Annotated in this window: 23 protein-coding genes; all 23 read right to left on the reverse strand. The window is 64.5% G+C overall.

Annotation, left to right across the window (positions count from 1 at the left end; all coding sequences use genetic code 11):
• Positions 1–2: 2 nt before the first annotated feature.
• Positions 3–1,757 (reverse strand): VirD2 family relaxase/mobilization nuclease, encoded by a 1,755-nt coding sequence (locus Sj15T_RS06515; protein ID WP_013040300.1) that lies wholly within the window; start codon positions 1,755–1,757, stop codon positions 3–5.
• Between the two features lie 243 nt (positions 1,758–2,000).
• Complete coding sequence (locus Sj15T_RS06520; protein WP_013040301.1) at positions 2,001–2,717, reverse strand: lytic transglycosylase domain-containing protein; 717 nt, start codon at positions 2,715–2,717, stop codon at positions 2,001–2,003.
• Between the two features lie 4 nt (positions 2,718–2,721).
• Positions 2,722–3,069, reverse strand: a complete 348-nt coding sequence (locus Sj15T_RS06525) for a DUF736 domain-containing protein (protein WP_041386441.1) — start codon at positions 3,067–3,069, stop codon at positions 2,722–2,724.
• A gap of 68 nt (positions 3,070–3,137) precedes the next feature.
• Positions 3,138–3,683: a conjugative transfer signal peptidase TraF gene (gene traF / locus Sj15T_RS06530; RefSeq protein WP_013040303.1), complete on the reverse strand. Its 546-nt coding sequence runs from the start codon at positions 3,681–3,683 to the stop codon at positions 3,138–3,140.
• Positions 3,680–4,198, reverse strand: a complete 519-nt coding sequence (locus tag Sj15T_RS06535; RefSeq protein ID WP_013040304.1) for a DUF2840 domain-containing protein — start codon at positions 4,196–4,198, stop codon at positions 3,680–3,682. Before Sj15T_RS06535 ends, traF begins: the two co-directional genes overlap by 4 nt.
• Positions 4,195–4,449 (reverse strand): hypothetical protein, encoded by a 255-nt coding sequence (locus tag Sj15T_RS06540; RefSeq protein ID WP_013040305.1) that lies wholly within the window; start codon positions 4,447–4,449, stop codon positions 4,195–4,197. Before Sj15T_RS06540 ends, Sj15T_RS06535 begins: the two co-directional genes overlap by 4 nt.
• Positions 4,446–5,099: a ParA family partition ATPase gene (gene parA, locus Sj15T_RS06545; RefSeq protein ID WP_013040306.1), complete on the reverse strand. Its 654-nt coding sequence runs from the start codon at positions 5,097–5,099 to the stop codon at positions 4,446–4,448. The genes Sj15T_RS06540 and parA overlap by 4 nt, the downstream gene beginning before the upstream one ends.
• Positions 5,096–6,256, reverse strand: a complete 1,161-nt coding sequence (locus Sj15T_RS06550; protein WP_013040307.1) for a replication initiator protein A — start codon at positions 6,254–6,256, stop codon at positions 5,096–5,098. The genes parA and Sj15T_RS06550 overlap by 4 nt, the downstream gene beginning before the upstream one ends.
• 17 nt (positions 6,257–6,273) lie before the next feature.
• Complete coding sequence (locus Sj15T_RS06555; protein ID WP_013040308.1) at positions 6,274–6,555, reverse strand: helix-turn-helix domain-containing protein; 282 nt, start codon at positions 6,553–6,555, stop codon at positions 6,274–6,276.
• Positions 6,556–6,694: 139 nt separating this feature from the next.
• Positions 6,695–7,270, reverse strand: coding sequence for a DUF2285 domain-containing protein (locus Sj15T_RS06560; protein WP_253720642.1), 576 nt, complete (start codon positions 7,268–7,270; stop codon positions 6,695–6,697).
• Positions 7,161–7,577, reverse strand: coding sequence for a DUF6499 domain-containing protein (locus tag Sj15T_RS06565; RefSeq protein WP_253720643.1), 417 nt, complete (start codon positions 7,575–7,577; stop codon positions 7,161–7,163). Before Sj15T_RS06565 ends, Sj15T_RS06560 begins: the two co-directional genes overlap by 110 nt.
• Positions 7,578–7,585: 8 nt before the next feature.
• Positions 7,586–7,849: a DUF2285 domain-containing protein gene (locus tag Sj15T_RS06570; protein ID WP_041386445.1), complete on the reverse strand. Its 264-nt coding sequence runs from the start codon at positions 7,847–7,849 to the stop codon at positions 7,586–7,588.
• 113 nt (positions 7,850–7,962) lie between these two features.
• The gene (locus tag Sj15T_RS06575) at positions 7,963–8,214 is read right to left on the reverse strand and encodes an XRE family transcriptional regulator (RefSeq protein ID WP_013040312.1); all 252 of its coding nucleotides are present in this window, start codon (positions 8,212–8,214) and stop codon (positions 7,963–7,965) included.
• Between the two features lie 167 nt (positions 8,215–8,381).
• On the reverse strand, positions 8,382–8,549 hold the full coding sequence (locus Sj15T_RS06580; RefSeq protein ID WP_013040313.1) for a hypothetical protein: 168 nt from the start codon (positions 8,547–8,549) through the stop codon (positions 8,382–8,384).
• 451 nt (positions 8,550–9,000) lie between these two features.
• Positions 9,001–9,402, reverse strand: a complete 402-nt coding sequence (locus tag Sj15T_RS06585; protein WP_013040315.1) for a single-stranded DNA-binding protein — start codon at positions 9,400–9,402, stop codon at positions 9,001–9,003.
• Between the two features lie 691 nt (positions 9,403–10,093).
• Positions 10,094–10,510 (reverse strand): hypothetical protein, encoded by a 417-nt coding sequence (locus tag Sj15T_RS06590; protein WP_013040317.1) that lies wholly within the window; start codon positions 10,508–10,510, stop codon positions 10,094–10,096.
• A 165-nt stretch (positions 10,511–10,675) separates the two neighbouring features.
• Complete coding sequence (locus Sj15T_RS06595) at positions 10,676–11,611, reverse strand: DUF2493 domain-containing protein (RefSeq protein ID WP_013040318.1); 936 nt, start codon at positions 11,609–11,611, stop codon at positions 10,676–10,678.
• Between the two features lie 341 nt (positions 11,612–11,952).
• Positions 11,953–12,996 (reverse strand): toprim domain-containing protein, encoded by a 1,044-nt coding sequence (locus Sj15T_RS06600; protein WP_013040319.1) that lies wholly within the window; start codon positions 12,994–12,996, stop codon positions 11,953–11,955.
• Complete coding sequence (locus Sj15T_RS06605) at positions 12,996–17,303, reverse strand: strawberry notch family protein (RefSeq protein ID WP_013040320.1); 4,308 nt, start codon at positions 17,301–17,303, stop codon at positions 12,996–12,998. Before Sj15T_RS06605 ends, Sj15T_RS06600 begins: the two co-directional genes overlap by 1 nt.
• 158 nt (positions 17,304–17,461) lie before the next feature.
• Positions 17,462–18,106 (reverse strand): hypothetical protein, encoded by a 645-nt coding sequence (locus Sj15T_RS06610; RefSeq protein WP_013040321.1) that lies wholly within the window; start codon positions 18,104–18,106, stop codon positions 17,462–17,464.
• Positions 18,099–18,530: a hypothetical protein gene (locus Sj15T_RS06615; protein ID WP_013040322.1), complete on the reverse strand. Its 432-nt coding sequence runs from the start codon at positions 18,528–18,530 to the stop codon at positions 18,099–18,101. Before Sj15T_RS06615 ends, Sj15T_RS06610 begins: the two co-directional genes overlap by 8 nt.
• Before the next feature lie 94 nt (positions 18,531–18,624).
• Positions 18,625–19,044 (reverse strand): hypothetical protein, encoded by a 420-nt coding sequence (locus tag Sj15T_RS06620; protein ID WP_013040323.1) that lies wholly within the window; start codon positions 19,042–19,044, stop codon positions 18,625–18,627.
• 10 nt (positions 19,045–19,054) lie between these two features.
• Entirely contained in the window at positions 19,055–19,534 is a 480-nt protein-coding gene (locus Sj15T_RS06625; RefSeq protein ID WP_013040324.1) for a DUF6878 family protein, read from the reverse strand.
• Positions 19,535–19,615: the final 81 nt, after the last annotated feature.

A 19,615-nucleotide genomic window follows, 5' to 3' on the forward strand; every position in this document is an offset into this window, starting at 1 on the left:
GGTCAAAGGCCGAGACCGCGGTTGCGGCCGAAACTCCAGTCAATGCCGCCGTCACCGCGAACGACGCCGGAGACATGCCGACCGAGATGCTTTTCAAGAGCGGGCGTCCAGGGCACGAGCTGGAAGCCGAGGCCACCGTCTCCGCTCATCACCTCGATCATGGCGAAGCGGCCCGAGGCGAGCGTGAGCCGCTGGCGATAGGCGCCAGCGACATATTCGCCGCCGCCCGCGCGGTTGAACGCCTGCCCGGTGTCGGCCGCGAGCTTTTCGCCCAGCGCCTCCAGTTCGCGGCGGCGCAGCGTGTCGATCAGATTGCGAGTGAAGGTGATGCGCTGGCCGTGCCGCTCAGCGAAACCCTGTTCGACCAGATGCCCCGCACGGGCATCCATGGCCTGCCGCACCTCAGCGCCGAAGCCGCTATCCGACAGCGCGGCTGGCTCCCGAGCAATGTTCTGCCGATCGAGCCAGGTCGCACCTGGCGCCGTGATCTGCCGCTCGATGTCGAGATCGGATCGCACGGCCAGTGCAATCCGGCGCTGCCCGCGGGCATCATCGAACCGGCGCAGTTCGACGATCGACCCTGGCGTGCTGTCCCCGGCCGCATCAAGGTCCGGCAGTTTGATGTGGTGGGTGCGCCCATCAACACCATCGACCACGGCATAGGCTGTCCCGTTCAACTCATCATCGAGGCCGCGTTCGACCAGCCGCCCGACGACGGGCAGGTCGAGGCCTTCGCTCGCCAGCACATAGTTTGCCGAGCCGCGCTCGATGCCGCGGTCGGTCAGAGCCTTGTGCATGCGTTTGATGATGTCGCCGCGTTCACCCAATTCGCGCAGCGTCGCCTCGGCTTCGGGCTTGATGGCCCATTGCGCATTGCCGACCGGGTTCGCGACGCCGAGGGATTCGAGTTTGCGCAGGCGTCCGACCTTCAGGACGTGGAATTCGTCGGGCTGTCCGCCGGCGCGCGGCGCGAGATCGACGACGCCGGTCTCATGTCCGTCACGGACAAGCTGGCGATCGAGCTGGGTCCAGCGCTCGGCCCCGATCTGGCGCTCAAGCGTGCGGCGAATGTCGAGATCGGTGCGCGGCCCCAGCTCCTGGGTGATGAGGTCGCGCGCCCGATCGCGCATGCCTTCCTTGATGTAGTCCCGCGCGATGACGAGATCCTGGCCGTCGTCGCGCACACCGCGCACGATCAGATGGATATGCGGGTGTTCGGTGTTCCAATGATCGACGGCGACCCAATCGAGCCGGGTGCCGAGATCCTTCTCCATCTGCGCGGCGAGATCTCGGGTGAAGGATTTGAGGTCCGCCATCTCCAGGGCGTCGTCGGGCGAGACGATGAAGCGGAAATGATGTCGATCATCGCTGCACCGTTCGGCGAAAGCGCCGGCGTCCGCATTCTCGGTCTCCGGCCCGAACAGCAGGGCCTTTTCTCCGTCACGGGTCACGCCCTCGCGGCGCAGATAACTCAGGTGGGTGCCGAGCGGCGCAACCCGCGCTGTGTGGCGAACGACACGAGCCTTGATGACGGCGCCGCGAGAGCGCGAGGTGATGAAGCGGTTCGCCTGAATACTGGCGCGCTGGCCGTGCCCGAAGCGCGAGCGGTTTCCGGGCACGACCCGGCCTGAGCGCGATACGCCCCCACCCGCCTTCTTCGCGGCCGCCAGGGCCTGGGCGATGAACGGCCTGGCGCGCTGTGCGCTGGAGGATCGGATGCGGCCCGGTCGGACGCGGAAGTCGCGCTCATCGCTCATGACGCGCCCTTGCAATGTGCGAAAGGTCTTTGCGATACAGAGGCTTGAGCCCCCGGAGCACATTGCCGCTGAAGAGCGCAATGTGAGAAAATCGCCAAAAAACCCAGTAAAAACAACCGACCGACCGACGCACAATGTGCGCGCTTTTATCCTGCCCTCGATCGGTCGTGTTGCTTGTTCCCCACCTGCCAGCACTCCAAACTGCGCCAGTGCCCGCTATCGTGCGATCAGGAACCTGCGCGCTCATCGCATGGTCCCTTCACCGGCACGGGCGACGAAGAGGCCACCCGACTGCGGCACGATGGCGGAAACATCGCGCACCATCGGCGCCGAGATCGCATCGTCCGGCGCGGGCCTCGAGGTCACGGGATCGGTAGCCGGTTTGCGGTCGGCCTGCGCGATGAACAGCGGCGCGCGGGTCCATGCCAGTGGATCGGCCACCGCAACCAAGACGGGGTTTGCGACGTCACCGCTGTCGATCGCGGGCGCCACTGTCGCGACATAGGCGCGCGTTTCAGACGGTAGCGGACGGCCCTTCAGCGATGCTTCGTAGCGGCCGGGACCGGCATTGTAGGCCGCGATCCAGCCGGGAGATCCATAGCGATCGAACAGCTCGCGCATATAAGCCGCGCCCGCGATGATGTTGTCATGCGGATCGTAAGGGTCGCTGCCCAGCGACAAGCGAACGCGCAGGAGCACCCATGTGCTGGGCATGATCTGCATCAACCCCATCGCACCTTTGGGTGAGATCGCGCGTGCATCGCCGGCACTTTCGGCGCGCAGAACCGCCCTGATCCATGCCGCCGGCAACTCGAAGCGCCGCGCCGCCTCGGCGATATGGTCTGCATAGGGCGCACCCGGCGACGACCGTGTGATCGGCGCTGGCTGTGCAAGGACGCAGACCGGCGCGAGCGCGGCGAAGGACAGGCCGGAAAGGAGGAGGAGAACGGTTCTGCGCATCGGATCAGTCCTTCCCGTCGCGCTTGGCCGGGCGGCTCCAGTGCAGCGACCAGTCCTTTCCGGTATCGTCATCGCGGAACAGGTTGGCGCGGATCGAGTGCGAGAAGCTCGGGTCGTCGAACAGGATCGCGATGTATTCGCCGGCCTTCTCGCCGGTGTGTTTCCATCCGGCGCCGATTTCGGCGGCGGTTTCATTGTTGATCGCGTCGAAGAGGTGGACGCGATAGTCAGGGGCGTTGTCGGCGTCGGACGGTTCGGCGCCGACGATGATAATGTCCTGGTTCAGTTTCAGGGTCGTCAGGTGCCCGATGAAGCCGCTTTCGTCGCGGATGAACGTACCGATCTGTGGCATGGTGGTTTCCTTGGCGGTGGCGTTGGGAACCCCATCGGCGAGCACCGCTCCCGCCGATGGGGATGCGGTCAGCGCGTGGCGGCTCGCCAGACGAAGCGGCCGTCGTCGGCTTCGTCGGTGTAAAGCGGCGTCGCCCTGCCAATGACGGCGCGCACCGGGATTGGGCCGAAATAGCGGCCATCCAAACTGTCCGGCACGGACGGATTCATGAGAAAGACCTGGCCGGCGCCGATGCGCTGGCAGCCCTGCCAGACCGGCAGCGGACGGCCTCGTTTGTCATGGTCGAGCGCGTCGCCGAGCGGCACGGCATCTACGGTCACGGCGTTGCCCTTACGGCAAACTTCCTGTCCCGGAAGTGCGGCCACACGCTTCATCAGTGGCACGCCGCGACCGATATAGCCGCGCTCGACCATGAAATCGGCGAGCGGCTTGTCCGGCATGACGGCGACCAGATCTCCTTCATGGAGAGCACGCGGCGGATCGATGTCGTAGAGGCCGATCGGCACACTGGCCGAGGCGTTCCAGACAAGACGCAGCGGTGTCGGAATGAACGAGGCGATGGCGACGCCCATCACCGAGAGATACGTCGCCATGACGTAGCCGAAGCGGGTCATTGCTCGATCTCCCGCCGCTTGAGCCACGCCTGATGGCGCTCCATCGTGTACGCACGAGGCTCGTGGCCGACGCTCATCCGGTTGGCGACATGCCGCCAGTGATCGGGAGCGGTGTCGCAGGCGTCGATACCGGCGGCCTCCACCGCGTCGATGTGGCGAAGCACCTGCTCCACCTTCGGCCAGCCTTCGACCTTGAGAAGGATGTCGCCGCCGGGACGCACGAAAGGCAGCGTCTGGTAAGATTGACCTGGCTTGACGGCGCGCACGATGTCGATGCACGAGATGATCGTGCCGAAATCATTCGCCGCCCAGCGGACGAAGGCGAAGACGCTGTCCGGACGATAGGACAAGACCCGCCGCCGGCGATCGAGCATCTGTTCGTGGGCTTCGCGACCGAACCTGATCCAGTTCTCGATCCGCTTCTCGATGTGCGTCAACTCGACATGCGTGAGGTTGTCGGTCTGTTGTGCGAGCGGCACAGGGCCGCGCGCGCGGTGAACTGCGGCGCTGGTCATGACTGGTCTCCTTCGGTGCTCGGGGGAAATTCGCGCGCAAGCAGGTCGCGCAGCATGTCGGCGACGGTCTGCCCGCGCCGGAAGGCTGCAATCTTGATGCGGGCGCGCTGGTCGGGCGTCACGTCGATCGTGAGCCGCGCGGTGAAGCCGGCGGCATCGCCTTCGCGCGACGGGCTATTGGCGGCCTTGATCCAGCGTTCGGGATCGGCTGGACGGGCAGCGAAACTCTTGCGGGTCGGGTGCTCGCTCATCGGCGCGTTTCCCCGAAGCCGAGAGCGTCAATCTCATCCGTCAGCGCCGCGATCTCGCGGGCGGCGGGTGTGTCGTCGTTCAGCTCGGACACCAGCCGGCCTGACTGTGCGGCAACCGCGAATGCGACCCGCTGGCCGATGGTGGCGCCGAGTACCGGCGGATCGTGCTCCGCCAGCGTCTCGGCTGTCTCGCGAGCGAGCACGGTGCGCGCGCCGCAGCGGTTCAGCACGAAGCGTGCGGCCAATTCCGGCCGGTAGATGCGCGCCTCGGCAAGGAGCGCCAGCATCTCGGCCGAAGCCCAGCCGTCGAACGGCGAAGGCTGTACGGGGATCAGCACCAGGTCGGCGGCGAGCAGCGCCGAGCGCATGAGGCTGGCGACGCGCGGCGGGCCGTCGATGACGATATGATCGGCGTCGCGGGCCAGTTCGGGAGCTTCCCGGTGGAGCGTGTCGCGAGCCAGGCCGACGACACCGAACGCGCGGGCAAAGCCTTCGCGGCTGCGTTGCTGCGACCAGTCCAGTGCGGAACCTTGCGGGTCAGCGTCGATCAGGGTGACGCGCCGTCCCCGCCGCGCCCATTCTCCGGCGAGATTCAGCGCCAGCGTCGTCTTGCCCACGCCGCCCTTCTGATTGAGGAGCGCCACGATCATCGCGCACCTCCCGAACTGTCGTCGAAAGGAAGTTTTGGAGTATCGGATGCCGCCCGCTTCGAGGCATTCGCGGTGCCGAAAGCCGGACGACGCCGGTGCGTTTTCGATGAGACACTGAGGGCATCGGCCGCCCCTCGAATGAGGTTCTCCACCTCGCGCGCGCGCTCTTCAAAGTTAGATTCTTGGTTAGACTCTAAGTTAAGGGCGCGAATTCTTGTTTTGGCACCGTGGGTTAGACCGTGTTTCGGTTCCCGATGGCACGAGGGGCCGGTTCCTGATGGCACGCGCTTGACGGTTCCCGATGGCACGACGCCATCCACAGCTTGTCCACAGGGCGGCGTTGGCTCGAAAGCAAGCAGCGTCCGCCCGCCGATTTCGACCTCGAGGAAGAGCGTATAGCCAGGCAGGGGCTGACGGCGGATGATGTCGCGGAGTTCAAAAGCGAAGCGCTTGAACGGCGACAGGCTGCCTGATTTCTGATGCAGATGGCGGAAGTCGAACCGCCAGCCATTGCGCTGACGACCGCCGTGCTTGCGCACGAGACGGTAAAGCCACCGATCGAGCCCGCCTGTGAGATCGAAATAGGCGCGGTCGATGGTCAGCACGAGCGCGTTGTCGAGGACCGCCCTGTAAAACCAGTCGGGCACGATCATCTCGATGCCGTCGGGCTTGCCGTTCCGGTCGGTGCGCTCCTTCCACTCGTTGATCCATGAAAAGCGGTGTCGCCGGCCCTCGGCCGGCTGGCGGATCGATGTTGCGACGGTCGTGGACTGGAGGCGGTCGAGCGCGGCTTTCAGGCGCTGGTAGTCGCGCATGCTGGTGCCGCGACCGATGAACTTCAGGATTTCATAGGGCGTGGCGACCATGAGACGGGACGTGAGGAGTCCTGTGTCGCGCGCCTCGACGATCTGGCTCGCCGCCCAGATCAGGATGTCGGCGTCCCATATGGTCGCCATGCCGTGATCCGGCACGGCTTCGACGCGGATCGTCACATTGCCGGAGACGAAATCGATCGGCGCGATGCGATGGGATTTGGAGAGGGAGAAGAACGGATAGGCCATGAGATCCTGCGCGTCTCTTGGCGCGAAATCGCCGGGGAGCGCCCGGAACAGATCGAGTTGTCCGCGCTCTGAAGGGGACCGATGCCGCGCCGCCATTTGGAAGCCGCCCGCGATCAGCGCGCGTGGCGGCCGGGTTGCGGCACGGCGGGCAGTGTCTGCCGTTTGGCCGGCAGGACGGCGCCGCGCGGATCGGAGGTCGAGGTGACGGCGCCGCGCGCGGCCCAGGCTTCGAGGTCGTCCACCGCATAGACGACACGCCCACCGAGCTTGCGATAGGCAGGGCCGGTTCCGTAAGTGCGGTGTTTCTCCAGTGTGCGTGCGGAAAGGCTTAGAAACTCGGCGGCTTCCTTGGTGCGCAGGAAGCGCGGCGGCAAAACGGCAAGATCGGGTCGCATGGATCGGCCTTTCGTGGGGTTGCGGGCGACCGCTGCTGGTCAGCGGCGGACGAGGGCCACGATGGCGAAGGGGAGCCTGCGAGTTGCCGTGCGAAGTTGGGGGGCGCCAAAATCCCACACCATCACCAAGAGGGACGGGTCAGCGAGAACGGCGATGGCGGAGGAGTTTGCGATAGTCCCCGGCGATCATGGCGCGGGCATCGCGCAAGAGGGACATGACGGTGTGGCGAACCGACGAGACCTGCCACTCGTCTCGTGTGACGCGGCCGATGCGGAAGATGACCTGCGCAATTTCTAGTTGGGTAGCGCCGTCGCGCGCACCGTCAATGGCTTGCAGCATACGGCGCGCTCGCGCCCGTTGCTGACGGGTCAGGCGTGTGTCCGGCGGAATGGCCCGGTCATGCAGTGCGGCGAGGAGACGGCCGACCGCCTCCAGGCGATCAAAGCCGGCAATGCCGAGCGGCACAATGGCGGCGAGCGGAACGTCACCCGCAGCTGCGTCAATGCGTAGAATTTGGATTTTCTGGGAATTGCCGAGGTCATGAAGGCTGTGGGCGTCTTGCCCATCAGAATCTGACCTGACTTCTGAAACGCCTCGGCTGTTGTCAGTTTCCCTGGCCAGAACATCGGGCGCGGATGCCAGAATGACAACGCTCGTATCTTCTTGGGGCAGCCAGAAGACCGGCGCTGTTGCGGGAGCCTGGAGCGGGTCCACCGGGAAATCGTAACCCCCAGCGCTGCTGGATCATGTCCGCCAGCGGTGTCGGGTCGGCAATATTTTGAGTCACCGCCTCGAAGTCCTTGTCATAGGCTTCGTTGCGGCGAAGCCATTCCCAGGCCAGGCTGGATGCGGTCAGATCCTCGACATGGTCATAGCTTGCCGAGAAGCGCCACTGGGATGAATCGGGCGTCACGCTCTCCTCCGTCGCCTTGTTGCAAAGACTTGCGGAGGATCGAGAATTCCCGGTTAGGTTGCTTTTCGGAAGACCGGCTCCGGGCAACAGGTGATGCCCTTGCGGCATCACGGAGGTCAGGAGCGCTGACTCTCCCGAACCAGTTCGCGATAGCCCTGCTGTGTCATCCAGCGCGCGCGCGCCAGGTGGGTCTCATGGATATGCTGGCATCGCGCGGGATCGTTGCGAGGGTCGAGGCCGAATAGAATCTGGACAGCCTCCCGCCAGTCCGCGCCATCACGCGCAGAGTCGAGCAACCGCAGATAAAGGACCATATGTTCGCGATCATAGGGCGTGAGCGTCTGGCCTAACGGCGGTTCATCCAGAAACTGTGGGGTCATTTGTCCCATTTCGGCACCTTATACCTCCTGTTAACTATTTCGATCACCAGCACGACACAATGGCATGACGGGAACGAAAATAGTCGGGTCAGGCGGGCCGCGCCATATGGTTACTATCGTCTCGATGGATGAGACCGCTCATGTAGCAGCAGCACGCCTTCGCCCTTATCCGTGGACAGCAGAACGATACCCGCAGCTTCAAGCACCCGGCGGACCTGATCGCGCGTAGACTCATACACCTCGAAGCCATTTTCTGATTCGAGGCGCTTAAGCGCAGTCAATGATACTCGGGCCTTGTCTGCGAGCGTCTCCTGTGTCCAAGCCAGCAAGGCGCGCGCGGCCCGCGATTGTCGGGCGGTGATCATCCATGACCAGCTCCCACACGGACCTACGTGAACGCCAAAACTACGACTATAATAGTCGTTCTTACATCAATTGGCCAGCCACAACAGGCCATTGGCGGGAGGGCAGAGCGCAAATGGAAGGTTGCGAGTCGCATCGGGGGTACCTGCCGATGGCGGCCTTCACCCCGTTATGGGGCGAAGGGATCGACCTCGTGGACGATCTGCGAAGTATCGCCATCATATTCGGTGGCAAGCATCACGCTGATGGTGCCGTCCCCGGCGCGGAAGATGACGATCGAAACCATCAGGGTGGCGGCAAGGCTGAAAGCGAAAGCGTGAGCATCTGCAAGGGACATTTTCCGGCTCCTGTTTGGAGGCGGGGACCACTCCCCGCTCGACAGGCGCAGATGTGTTTCGGTCTCGACCGCGATCACCGCGCAGGCGCAGCCTCGCGCGGCGGCATGCTCCGCATAGTCCGACCCTTTATGGGTTGATCGTGGAAGGTCGGGATTGAAACCAAGGATGAGCCTCCAAGAGCGGGGTGGTGCCCGGATCTCCGAAGCCGAAATCCGTTGCCATGCCTCGCGCGGAAGTCTGCTGCCACGCAGTTGGTCTCATCTCCCCCCTGGTGCTGTGGAAAGCCGCCGCGATGCCAGCCGTGAACATGAGGGACGGACAGATTGCGGCCTGCCATGTCCTGAATTTGAGGGAGCCTCCGGCAATATCGAATAGGCGCGGTGTGCGAAGCTCTGTCTGCGAACATGAGAAAACCCGGCGGCCGGAACCGCCGGGCCTTCGATCTCCCGCTCAGAACGGGATCTCTTCGTCTTCGACGAACTTGCCGTCGTCGTTTTCGGTCTGCTTCGCCCGGCTCAGGAAGTCCACGGTCTCGGCGATGATCTCGCAACCGTAGCGGTCATTGCCCTGCTGGTCGGTCCATTTCGTGTAGTGGATGCGGCCGCGAACCAGAACCTTCATCCCCTTCTCGCAATACTGCTGGATCGTCTTGCCGAGGCCGTTGAAGGCGGTGATCCGGTGCCATTCCGTATCTTGGACCCGGTGGCCGTTTTCGTTCCGCACGACCCGGCCTTCCGAGTAGCGGGGGCGCGAGGTCGCCAGGGTGAAGTGGGTGATGCCGGTGCCGCCGTTCGTGGTGCGGGTTTCAGGGGCCTGACCGATGTTGCCGGCGAGAATGACGATGTTCTGCATTGCAGGTCTCCGTTGCTTCTCGGAGGGACCATCCCTCCGACGAGACCCGGCCAAGGCCGTCGGGAGACGCCTGCACTGACGCTTCGGCGTCAGCTCGACCCCCAAGGTCGGAGTGGTGCGGGCAGGCGCTTAGCGCCAACTCGGTCCGAAACCGCGGGGGTTGCGGTCGGAAACCGAACGGACTTAGGGGATCAGTCAGTCGGAGGGATTGGTGCCTCGGGGAGCTTCGACGGAGATACACAGCCGAACCCCCGTCCTTGCAGGCAACCATGTTTCTCAGACCCGATCTGAAAACTCGCCACGCCGGGCGCGTCCGCAAGGCTCCCGCATTGGCCACACTCTCGCATCTCGGGTCGGAAAGCGCGGAGTGAGACAGAAACAGCTATCGGCTCCAGCCAATGGCAACGTGTCCGGCCCAAGGCCGAACGCGCGGCCAAAGCCATTGCGAGAATGCAAAGCGAAGGCGTGCGCCGCCGCCCCGATACGAATTGACGCCATAGTTGGGCGCGCTGATTGCGTCGCAGTTTGCCGGATCGTCGTCCGATGCCGCCCTGCCAAGCCGGGCGGAGCGATCAAAGACACCGGGCATCCCGACGCGACGTGCTCGTCCTATGGCTGAGCCGGGTGCCGAAGGTCCGGCGGCTCTGGCCACCGTGGATTTTCATGGGAGCAGCGCATCACGGCGGCAATCTCAGCGCGACAGGGCAGCCGTGCCAAGAGCGTTGAGATTGAGCATCGCCGCAACGCCGATGAGCAAACCGCCCAGGCCGCCGAGCAGGTTCAACGCAATCGTCGAGTCGACGAAATTCTTCGTGACACCATGAACGAGCGCGTAGCCGGCGATGGTCGCCGGCACAGCGAAAATGGCGAGCGCGAGCAGCCGCCAAGCCGGGTTCTTCGCAAAGCCCAGGACGGCGATGACGACGACCACGCAAAGTAATGCCGCAGCGATGGCGGCAAGCCCCGACATCAGAAAACCACCACCCGTTCCATAGACATATTGGAATGCGGTCAGCCCAACCATGAACGGCAATGCGTAGATGGCGAAGTTATAGGCGATGACGCAGAGCGCTATCGTCAAAGTGATGGCAAGCAGGATCAGCGTCATGAAAGCCTCCGCATGAACGGTTGAGGATCACGACAGGCTACGGGATGATACGCTCCGCCTGCGACTATGCTTCTGTGCCGTTTCTGCAAGGATGCTTCAGTTGAGCCAGACTCTCTGGCCGCAGTCAAGTAATAGCGGCTGGAACAGCGGCCTGACGGCGGCGCTTCACGCGCCGCCGTCGAACTTCATTACCGGGATGCCGAGCTTACGAGCCTTGTCGCCGAGGTTCTCCTGAATCCCGGTGCCGGGGAAGACCAGGACGCCGACCGGCAGGACGTCGAGCATGGCGTCGTTGCGCTTGAAGGGTGCAGCTTTGCCGTGCTTCGTCCAGTCGGGCTTGAAGGCGACCTGCGGCACCTTTCGGGTGTCGGCCCAGCGGGAGGCAATCAGCTCGGCGCCTTTCGGCGTGCCACCGTGCAAGAGCACCATGTCGGAGTGCTTGGCATGGACCTGATCGAGCTTCGCCCAGATCAGGCGATGGTCGTTGAAGTCCGCACCCCCGGTCACGGCGACCTTGGGGCCGGCGGGCAACATCACTTGCGTCTCAGCCCGGCGTTTTGCGGCAAGGAAGTCGCGGCTGTCGATCATCGCCGAGGTCAGATGGCGATGGTTGACCTTCGAGCCGGTGCGCTGCCGCCAGGGTGTGCCGGTGTGGTGCTCGAAGGCGTCGGCGGAGAGATCGCGGAAGAGTTCCATGCTGTCGCGCCGCTCCAGAAAGGTCTGCCCCTCGGCGGTGAGGCGCTCGAGTTCGACCGACTTCACCTCGCTGCCATCCTGCTCCCGCTGAAGGCGGCGCTGCGCCTGCTCATTGTCGTCCAGTTCGCGCTCCACCCTTTCGGCGGCGCGGTGGAAGAGATTGACGGCACCCCAGAGCAGATCGTCGAGGTCGGGTTCAAGGCGGGTGTCGCCGAGTGTGGCGATGAGGGCGTCAAAGATGTCGGAGACGGCGGCGGCAACCATGTTGCCTTCGGGCAGCGGTCTCGGATCGGGTTCGTCCTGAAACGGGCGCCAGCCATAGAGCTGGAGTTCGTTGAGGACATGATCGGTGGGAGATGAGGTGTGGTCCGGCTCGTAACCTGCATCGTCATGGTCGTTCGTCATCGGGAGCGTCCTTCTGTTCAGGAGACCGCGCCCATCGCGGCCTTCACAGGCGACGAAAGCCCATGGGCGGAACGGACCTGCATCCGCAGCGAAGCGAAGGGCCGAAGCGTCAGCGCAGGATGGCGGAGGCCAGCGATTTTGCTTCGCGATGCAAAGCACGGCTCGACCGTGCGGCGGAAAATCGTTGGCCGCAGCCATTGCCGGGTCGGGCCGCCTATGGGCCGATCGCCCTCTCAGAAGGCCGTGGACGCGGGACTCTCCGACATCAAAGGTTGCTCCCGATACTGGATGAACAAGGCAGGAGAAGAGGCACCGGGTGGCACCTTGTCCCCCCAATGCCCTCACATTGCCATGAAGCGGCTGACATCTTCAGGGCGAAGCTGATCCCGTAGGGCCACCCCCAGAGCGGCCTTGCCGCGCCGGCGCAGATCGTCGTTGAAGTCCTCTTCGACGGGCGACACCGAAACCGCCTCGATCCCGGCGCTCTCCGCTCGGGCGATCAGGTTGTCTCTTGCTCCATCGCCCGCCGGATCGCGATCACGAAGGACATAGAGTCTTCGCAGCGTCGCCGGGAACAGGATGGCGGCGAGGTGCGCGGCCGAGAGCGCCGCCAGCATCGGCATCCGGGGCAGCGCCATGCGCACCGACAGCACGGTCTCGATGCCTTCGCCCGCCGCCAGCACCTCGCCGGCCACGCCGAAACGGACGCCGTGCCCGAGAAGGTTGCCCATCGCTCGCCTCGGCGTCTCGACAGGCGCTTTGCCCGAACCATCCGGGGCAAGCCAGGTGCGGTGCGCGCCGGTCTGCCGTCCGGCGAGATCAGTGACGGACGCGACCATCGCCGGCCAGATCTCGGTGGGCGAATGCTCGTCGGGCCGATAGTAGCAGCGCGGGTGATAGCGCAGGGCCGTGACGCCGGAGAGTGGCGTGATCGCCCGCCCGCGAAGATAGGTCGCCGCGAGTGTGCCGCCGATCGGCTGCGACATGGCGAACAGCCGGAGTGCCGCTTCGGGTGAACCGACGCTGCCGCCGATCTCCCTGCCGGACGGCACCCTCGTTCTTTCCGGTTCGGGATGCGGGAGCGACAGAAATCGACGCGCTTCTGCGGCCACATCCTTGAAGTCGATCAGGCCCTGCGTCTCGCGGATGACGTCAAGCAGATCGCCATGCTCGCCATTGGCCGCGTCGGTCCATTTCCCCGCTGCACCCTTGCCGGTTTCCGGCCCGTTGAGGCGCACGAACATGGAGCGGCCGGGCGAGTTCTGCGCGTCACCCACCAGCCAATATCGTCCGGCGCGGTGGCCGCACGACAGATAGTGGCGGCAGACCGCCTCGGCATTGCGGCCGAGACGGATTGCCAGATCGGAAGCATCGTGACGGGACATCAGGCGGCCTCCCGCTCGCCGATCCGCACGATCGGATAGGTTTCAAGCAGCTTGCCGAGCATGGTCACGCCGGCAGAATCGACGGATAAGAAGAAGCGCAGCTTCCACGAAATGATCTCGGTGAAGAGACCGTAGGCGCGCAGGCGTTCGCGCATGGCTTCGGTAAAGCCGGACAGCTCGATCCGGTTGGCGCCCATGACGCGGACCCGGCGAAGCTGGAGGCCCTCGGCGAGGTCGAGGATGGTCTTGCCGTCGATCAGCGCGGCATGGGCTTCCGCCGCCGACAGGCTGGTTGTTCCAGCCACGGTGGCGTTCGCCGCCCAGGCCGGCGAGACGCGGCGGCCGATGATGCGCTCGCCGCCATCGGTCTGAAGCCGATAAACGCGCGTCGATTCATTTGGCAGGCGCTTCCACACCGGCAGAAGAAGGCCCGCGACGATGTGGATGGTGCTGTCGGCGAAGGCCGGGACCTCGGAGATTTCACGGTCCCAAACAGCGGCGAAGGTTCCGCGGTCGGTTTCCTCCCAGTGGCTTTCCGCCATCATCTTCAGTGAAGCGTGATGATGCTCCATCGGCCGGATCAATCGCACGCGCCGCTCGATCTCGCCGTCGTCCAGCATCAAGGAAGGCGCAGCGACCCGCACGGCGGCACGGCCTGACTTGGTGTTGACCAGCAGCTTGCCGAGGTCATCCTTGGCATAGGCAAGAGCGTCCGCCAACGCCATCGGCCGGTTGCGCCGCCGCTCGGTGATGGTGAGCAGCCGTGTTTCCGCGCCCGTTGCTGGATGGGTGTAGATCGTCTTGCGGTCGCTGACGACGAAGCTCTCCGCCGTCAGCGTCTCCAGTCCGACATCATAGATGCCACTGGCAATAGCCCCTTGCACCTTGGCGTCGAGGAGTTGCTCGAAGGCGGTAAAGAGGATGCCCTGAAGCTCGATTGTAAGCGCCAGAAGGCGGTTCAGGAAGGTTGTGATGGGCGGCAATTCATCCTTGATGCCATTGCTGTCCATCAGCTTGAGGCCGGTCGCCGTCTCGAAGCGTTCCAGCGAGCAGCCCTCGATCCTGCCGCGAACGAGCAAGAGATAGAGCTGGCGCAGCGCGTCACGGGCGTAGCTGCTCTCCAGATTGTCCTCGGGTCGGAACAGGCCCTGGCCGCCGGTCTGGCGTTGCCCGCGCGTGATCGCGCCCAACGTGTCGAGACGCCGGGCGATCGTGCTCAGAAAGCGCTTTTCCGCCTTCACGTTGGTCGCGATCGGCCTGAACAAAGGCGGCTGCGCCTGGTTCGTCCGGTTGGTGCGACCGAGTCCCTGAATGGCGGCGTCGGCCTTCCAGCCCGGCTCAAGCAGATAATGGACACGCAGGCGCTGGTTCCGCGCCGAGAGTTCGGCATGGTAGCTGCGCCCGGTGCCACCGGCGTCGCTGAACACCAGCACGCGCTTCAGGTCGTCCATGAAGGCGGCTGTCTCACCCAGGTTCGCCGACGGCGCGCGGTTCTCGACACTGAGGCGTTCGCCCTTGCGCACGATGCGGCGCGAGCGGCCTGTCACCTCAGCCACCATGTCGGTTCCGAAGCGCTGGACGATCTGGTCGAGCGCGCCGGGCACAGGCGGAAGCGCGGCAAGATGCTCGATCAGCTCGTCGCGCCGGGCGACGGCTTCCCGGCTCTCGACGGGTTGGCCGTCGCAAAAGACCGGGCGTGAGGAGAGATTGCCCTCGCCATCGCTGAATGGCTCGTAGAGCTGGACCGGGAAGGAATGGGCGAGGTAATCCAGAACATATTCGCGCGGCGTTATATCCACGCGGACGTCGTTCCATTCCTCGGTCGGGATTTCGGCGAGACGCCGTTCCATCAGGGCTTCGCCGGTTGAGACGATCTGGATTACGGCGGCATGGCCATCCTGAAGATCGCGGTCGATAGAACGGATCAGGGTCGGCGTTTTCATGCTGGTGAGCAGATGGCCGAAAAAGCGCTGCTTCGCCGACTCGAAGGCTGAGCGGGCGGCGGACTTGGCCTGCCTGTTCAGCGTGCCTTCGCTGCCGGTGATGTTGGCCGCCTGCATCGCCGCGTCGAGGTGGTTGTGAATGATCGCGAACGCCCCGGCATAGGCGTCGTAGATGCGGTGCTGTTCGTCCGTGAGCCGGTGCTCGATAAGCTCGTATTCGACCCCGTCATAGGACAACGAGCGCGCGGTATAGAGGCCGAGCGAGCGCAGATCGCGCGCCAGCACCTCCATCGCCGCGACGCCGCCGCCCTCGATGGCCTCCACGAATTCGGCACGGGTCGCGAACGGGAAATCCTCACCGCCCCATAGACCGAGCCGCTGGGCGTAAGCGAGATTGTGAACGGTTGTGGCGCCGGTCGCAGAGACATAGACGACGCGGGCATCAGGAAGAGCATGTTGCAGCCGAAGGCCCGCGCGCCCCTGCTGCGAGGGGGCGGCATCGCCTCGTTCTCCCTTGCCGCCGCCGGCATTCTGCATCGCATGGCTCTCGTCGAAGATCAGCACTCCGTCCCAATCGGAGCCCAACCATTCGACGATCTGCCGGACGCGCGAAACCTTCTCGCCACGATCGTCGGAGCGTAGCGTGGCATAGGTTGTAAATAGGACGCCTTCCAACAGCGTGATCGGGCGTCCTTGCGGGAAGCGCGACAGCGGCGTGACCAACAAGCGCTCCATACCGAGCGCCGACCAGTCGCGCTGAGCGTCCTCGATCAGCTTGTCGGACTTGCTGATCCATACGGCCTTGCGACGGCCCCGCAGCCAGTTGTCGAGAATAATGCCAGCCGACTGGCGGCCCTTGCCCGCGCCGGTCCCGTCGCCAAGCATGAAACCGCGGCGGAAACGAACGGCGCCCGTGGCGTCATCGGCAGCGGCCTGGACGAGATCGAAGGTCTCATCGACCGCCCACGAACCGGCGAGATGGTCGGAATGCGCCTCGCCAGCATAGATGACGGTTTCAAGCTGCGCGTCGGATAGCAGGCCAAGGACGTTCGCCGGCAGCATCGGCCGATAGCTTGGCTTCGGCGGCGCGATGCTGGCCATGGCCGCCGACTGTACCAGCTTGGTGGGATGAGGCACCGATCCGGGAATGCGGATCGACTGCAACCAATATTCTTCATAGATGACGTCGGTCAGGCGTGTGCCCTCGGCCGGCGTCCAGTCCATCGTCTCATAGGTCAGTTCGACACCCTCGGGATCGGCCGCGACGGCGGCAATCGGGCGTGAGGCAGCCGAGCGCGCGAGATAACCGCGCACGGCTCGCGGCATCGCCATCGGACGCGGCGCCGAAAACTCCGGCAGCATTACCGGCAACCGCGGCGGCACCTGCGCCCCGATCCAGTCGAGCAGTGTGCCAACATTCGGCGCGATGCCCGGCGAGACCGGGAACGCGGCCGGATCGGCAGCGGACAACTTGTCGATGATTGTGAGGCGCGTTGAAACGGTCGTCCCGTGCTTGGCATAGACAGCACCGTCGATAGCGGCGGAGAACACGACGCGGCCACGCTCTTGCAACCGGGCGAAAGCGTCGCGCCAGTCGGGAAGTTCGGGACCTACATTGGCGCCGGTGATCGCCACCAGCCGTCCGCCTGGCGCGAGGCGGTTCAGTGCCGAGGCGATATGACGGAAGCCGGCGTCGGCCACATGGCCGGAGACGTTCGCCAGCGTCGAAAACGGCGGATTCATCAGCACGACGGAAGGCACTGCGTCCGGCGCGAGATGATCGTCGATCTGGGCCGCATCGACGCGCGTGACATTGATGGCCGGAAAGAGAGAGGCGAGCAGATCGGCGCGGACCCCGGCCAGTTCATTGAGGAGGAGCGTGCCGCCGCTGATCTCGGCCAGGATGGCGAGGAGGCCCGTGCCGGCCGAAGGCTCCAGCACGACGTCGCCGGGCATGATGGCTGCCGCGGTCATCGCGGCAAGACCAAGGGGAATGGGTGTCGAAAATTGTTGGAGCGCCTGGCTCTCCTCCGAACGGCGCGTGTGCGTCGGCAGGAGACCGGCGATTTTGGCCAAGGCGGAAAGCCGTGCAGCCGGAGACGCGGCTTTACGGAAAAGCGCAGGTCCATATTTGCGCAAGAACAGAACCGTCGCGACCTCACAGGCGTCGTAGCCGGATTTCCAGTCCCAGGCGCCGACGGAATCCGTAGCGCCGAAGGCTGTCTCCATGGCCGAGCGCAGCGCGGCGGCGTCGATGCGTTCGCCGCGTTCGAGAGACCCGAAAAGATGGTGGGCGGCCGCGAAGATGACGGGGGCATGGGAAACGGGCGTGACCGGATTGGCCACAGGCAACATGATGGTCATGGGAGAAACCCTCGGGAGAGCGGGAACGGAAAAGCCCGATCAGCGCTCTCTCTCGACCGCCCGGACTCAACCCGTCCCGGCGGCCCTCTCCCTCTCAAGGCGTCGCGATAGCCAACATGAAAAAAGCGCCCGGCCGAAAGGCGGGGCGCTTGTCAGGATCAGCCAAATCGACGGCCGGTGTCGGTGAAGGTGTAGTCGTTGGCCATAATCGACTCGTCCACCGCCTCGTCCGACGTCTGCGATTTGTATTCGCGTTCGAGTTGCCGGTAGAGCCAGCGAGCCAGGTCGCGCAGCACCTCGCTCACGGCGTTCTCAGCGTCGGCACTCATATCCTGACCGGTTGGACTGTCGCGCTCGACCGAAATCGCCATGCTATATTCGTGATAGTAGTGACCGCGATGACTGGCCTCCGCGCGAAGCTGGTAGAAGTTGCGGCGCTGGATCGCCTGAAGCGCATCGGCGATGCGGTGAAGCTCGGTGTCATGGGGCGCATGGTCCCTGATGCGGCGCGCAGCTTCCTTCCGGTAGGAATAGAAGGTGTCGAAGAAGGCGCCATCCCCCTGGCCCCAGAAACCGCGAAACCAGATGCAAGGTTCCTGGCGGATGCCACCGCCGTAGAGGCGCACGGCACGGGTCTTGAGGCGAAGACCGAGGATTTCGGCGATGCGCTGGAAATCCTCATAAACGAACTCAAACCAGTCGTGGTCGAAGCCGCCTTCGCGATACCAGGCGCGAGCCTTCTCCTTGGCCGTGCCCGACAGCTCGTCGAGCTGATAAACCGTGGTTTCGACGACCTTACTCATCGGGGTCGCCTCCATCCAGAACCTGGGCGAGCCAGCCGCCTGTATAGGTCCATGCCACCGTCTCGCCGGTGGCAAGATCGAGGACATGCGCGCCTCCACCGAAACCGTCGAGACGCGGACGCGAGCAAGTATTGGCGTATTGGAAACCCCACCTGCCCTTCAGGCTGAACTCGGCGGCGCAGCGCTTCACGAACTCGATCAGCCGCTCGGGGTCTCCGGTGACGTCATCGCGCATCCAGAGCTGGCTGCCGCCATGCTCGGGCTGGATCGAGAGAAGGAACCCCTCCGAGGGCGGTTCCTCCGAGGGCGGTTCCTCCGAGGTGCCTTCTTCCGAGAGCGCGTTGTAGAGGGCGAGTGCGCGGGCTGCATGGTCGGGGGTGCCGACATCAAGCAGGCAAGAAAAGTGAGTGAAATAGTCGGCCATGTCAGGCTCCTGAAACGAAGAAGCCCGGCCCGCGCGGCATAGCCGCGCAGACTTTTGACCATGGGGCCGGGCTGATTTGGGTGAATGGCGGTGATCAGGCCGCAGCTGGATCGAGGGCGGGCTGCGGTGGAGGATCTGGGTCCGGTTCTGCTTCCGGCGGCGTCGCGAAAGGATCGACCAATTTGTGAATGGGCTGGGCGCGTCCCATCCAGGGCTGGGGCCGGATGCAGCGCACCCAATCGGCAAAGCTCGGAATGAAACCGAGATCTTCCAGCACATGCTGCTCGCCGATCAGCCGAACCGGCACGACGCGGCCGGTCGAGATGGTGATGGTCGCACCGAAGGTCCGTTCCAGCTCGAATATGCCCTGCGCATGATGGCGCAGCGCACGATGCCGGAAGTCGGCGGTGATCTCCTTCGATTCGTCGAACCATTGGTGCAGAGGGAGGTAGTCTTCCGCCGTACCGCCCCATTTGCGCGCCGAGGACAGCGCGTGGTGATAGCAATGTCCCATCGCGACCTCCTCAAAAGCTGTGGGTGTGGTTTTCGGTCGCGGTGTAACGCTCGTTATAGTCGAGCGTGATCGTGTGAGCCGCGATGTCGAAGACGATGTTGCCATACGCGCCATCGTTGTTTTCCCAGCCGCAATGCGTTCGTTCGAGAACGTCATAGGCCAGGCTTTCAACGGCTGCGGCGATGCTGACGGTTGAACGCTCCGGCTCAGTCTGGCCCCAGACGGCTGCCATGATTTCAATCACGGAGCCGGGCATCGTTACGTCGCCGTCGCCGGCTTGGGCCTGCACATCCTCGATCTGGCCGGAGTCGCCATAACCGTCAAAGGTGACGACGATCTTGGTGACGCCGGCGACGTCCAGGGCTTGGAACAACGTCGCCTTGTTGGTCTGGAAAAGATCGGCTTCGAGTTGGGTCCGCAGGGCGGACAGCGTTTCCCATTCCGAGAGCTGCGGCTTGGGAACGGCATTGGCATCGGATGTCGCGGACATCGTGATCTCCTGAAACGAAAACGCCCGACGCGATGGCCGGGCTGATGGATGGATTGAGGAAAGGTGCGGGGCGGCCGAAAC

Origin of the sequence: Sphingobium sp. TA15 (genome assembly GCF_037101235.1) — a bacterium.
Classification (GTDB): domain Bacteria; phylum Pseudomonadota; class Alphaproteobacteria; order Sphingomonadales; family Sphingomonadaceae; genus Sphingobium; species Sphingobium indicum.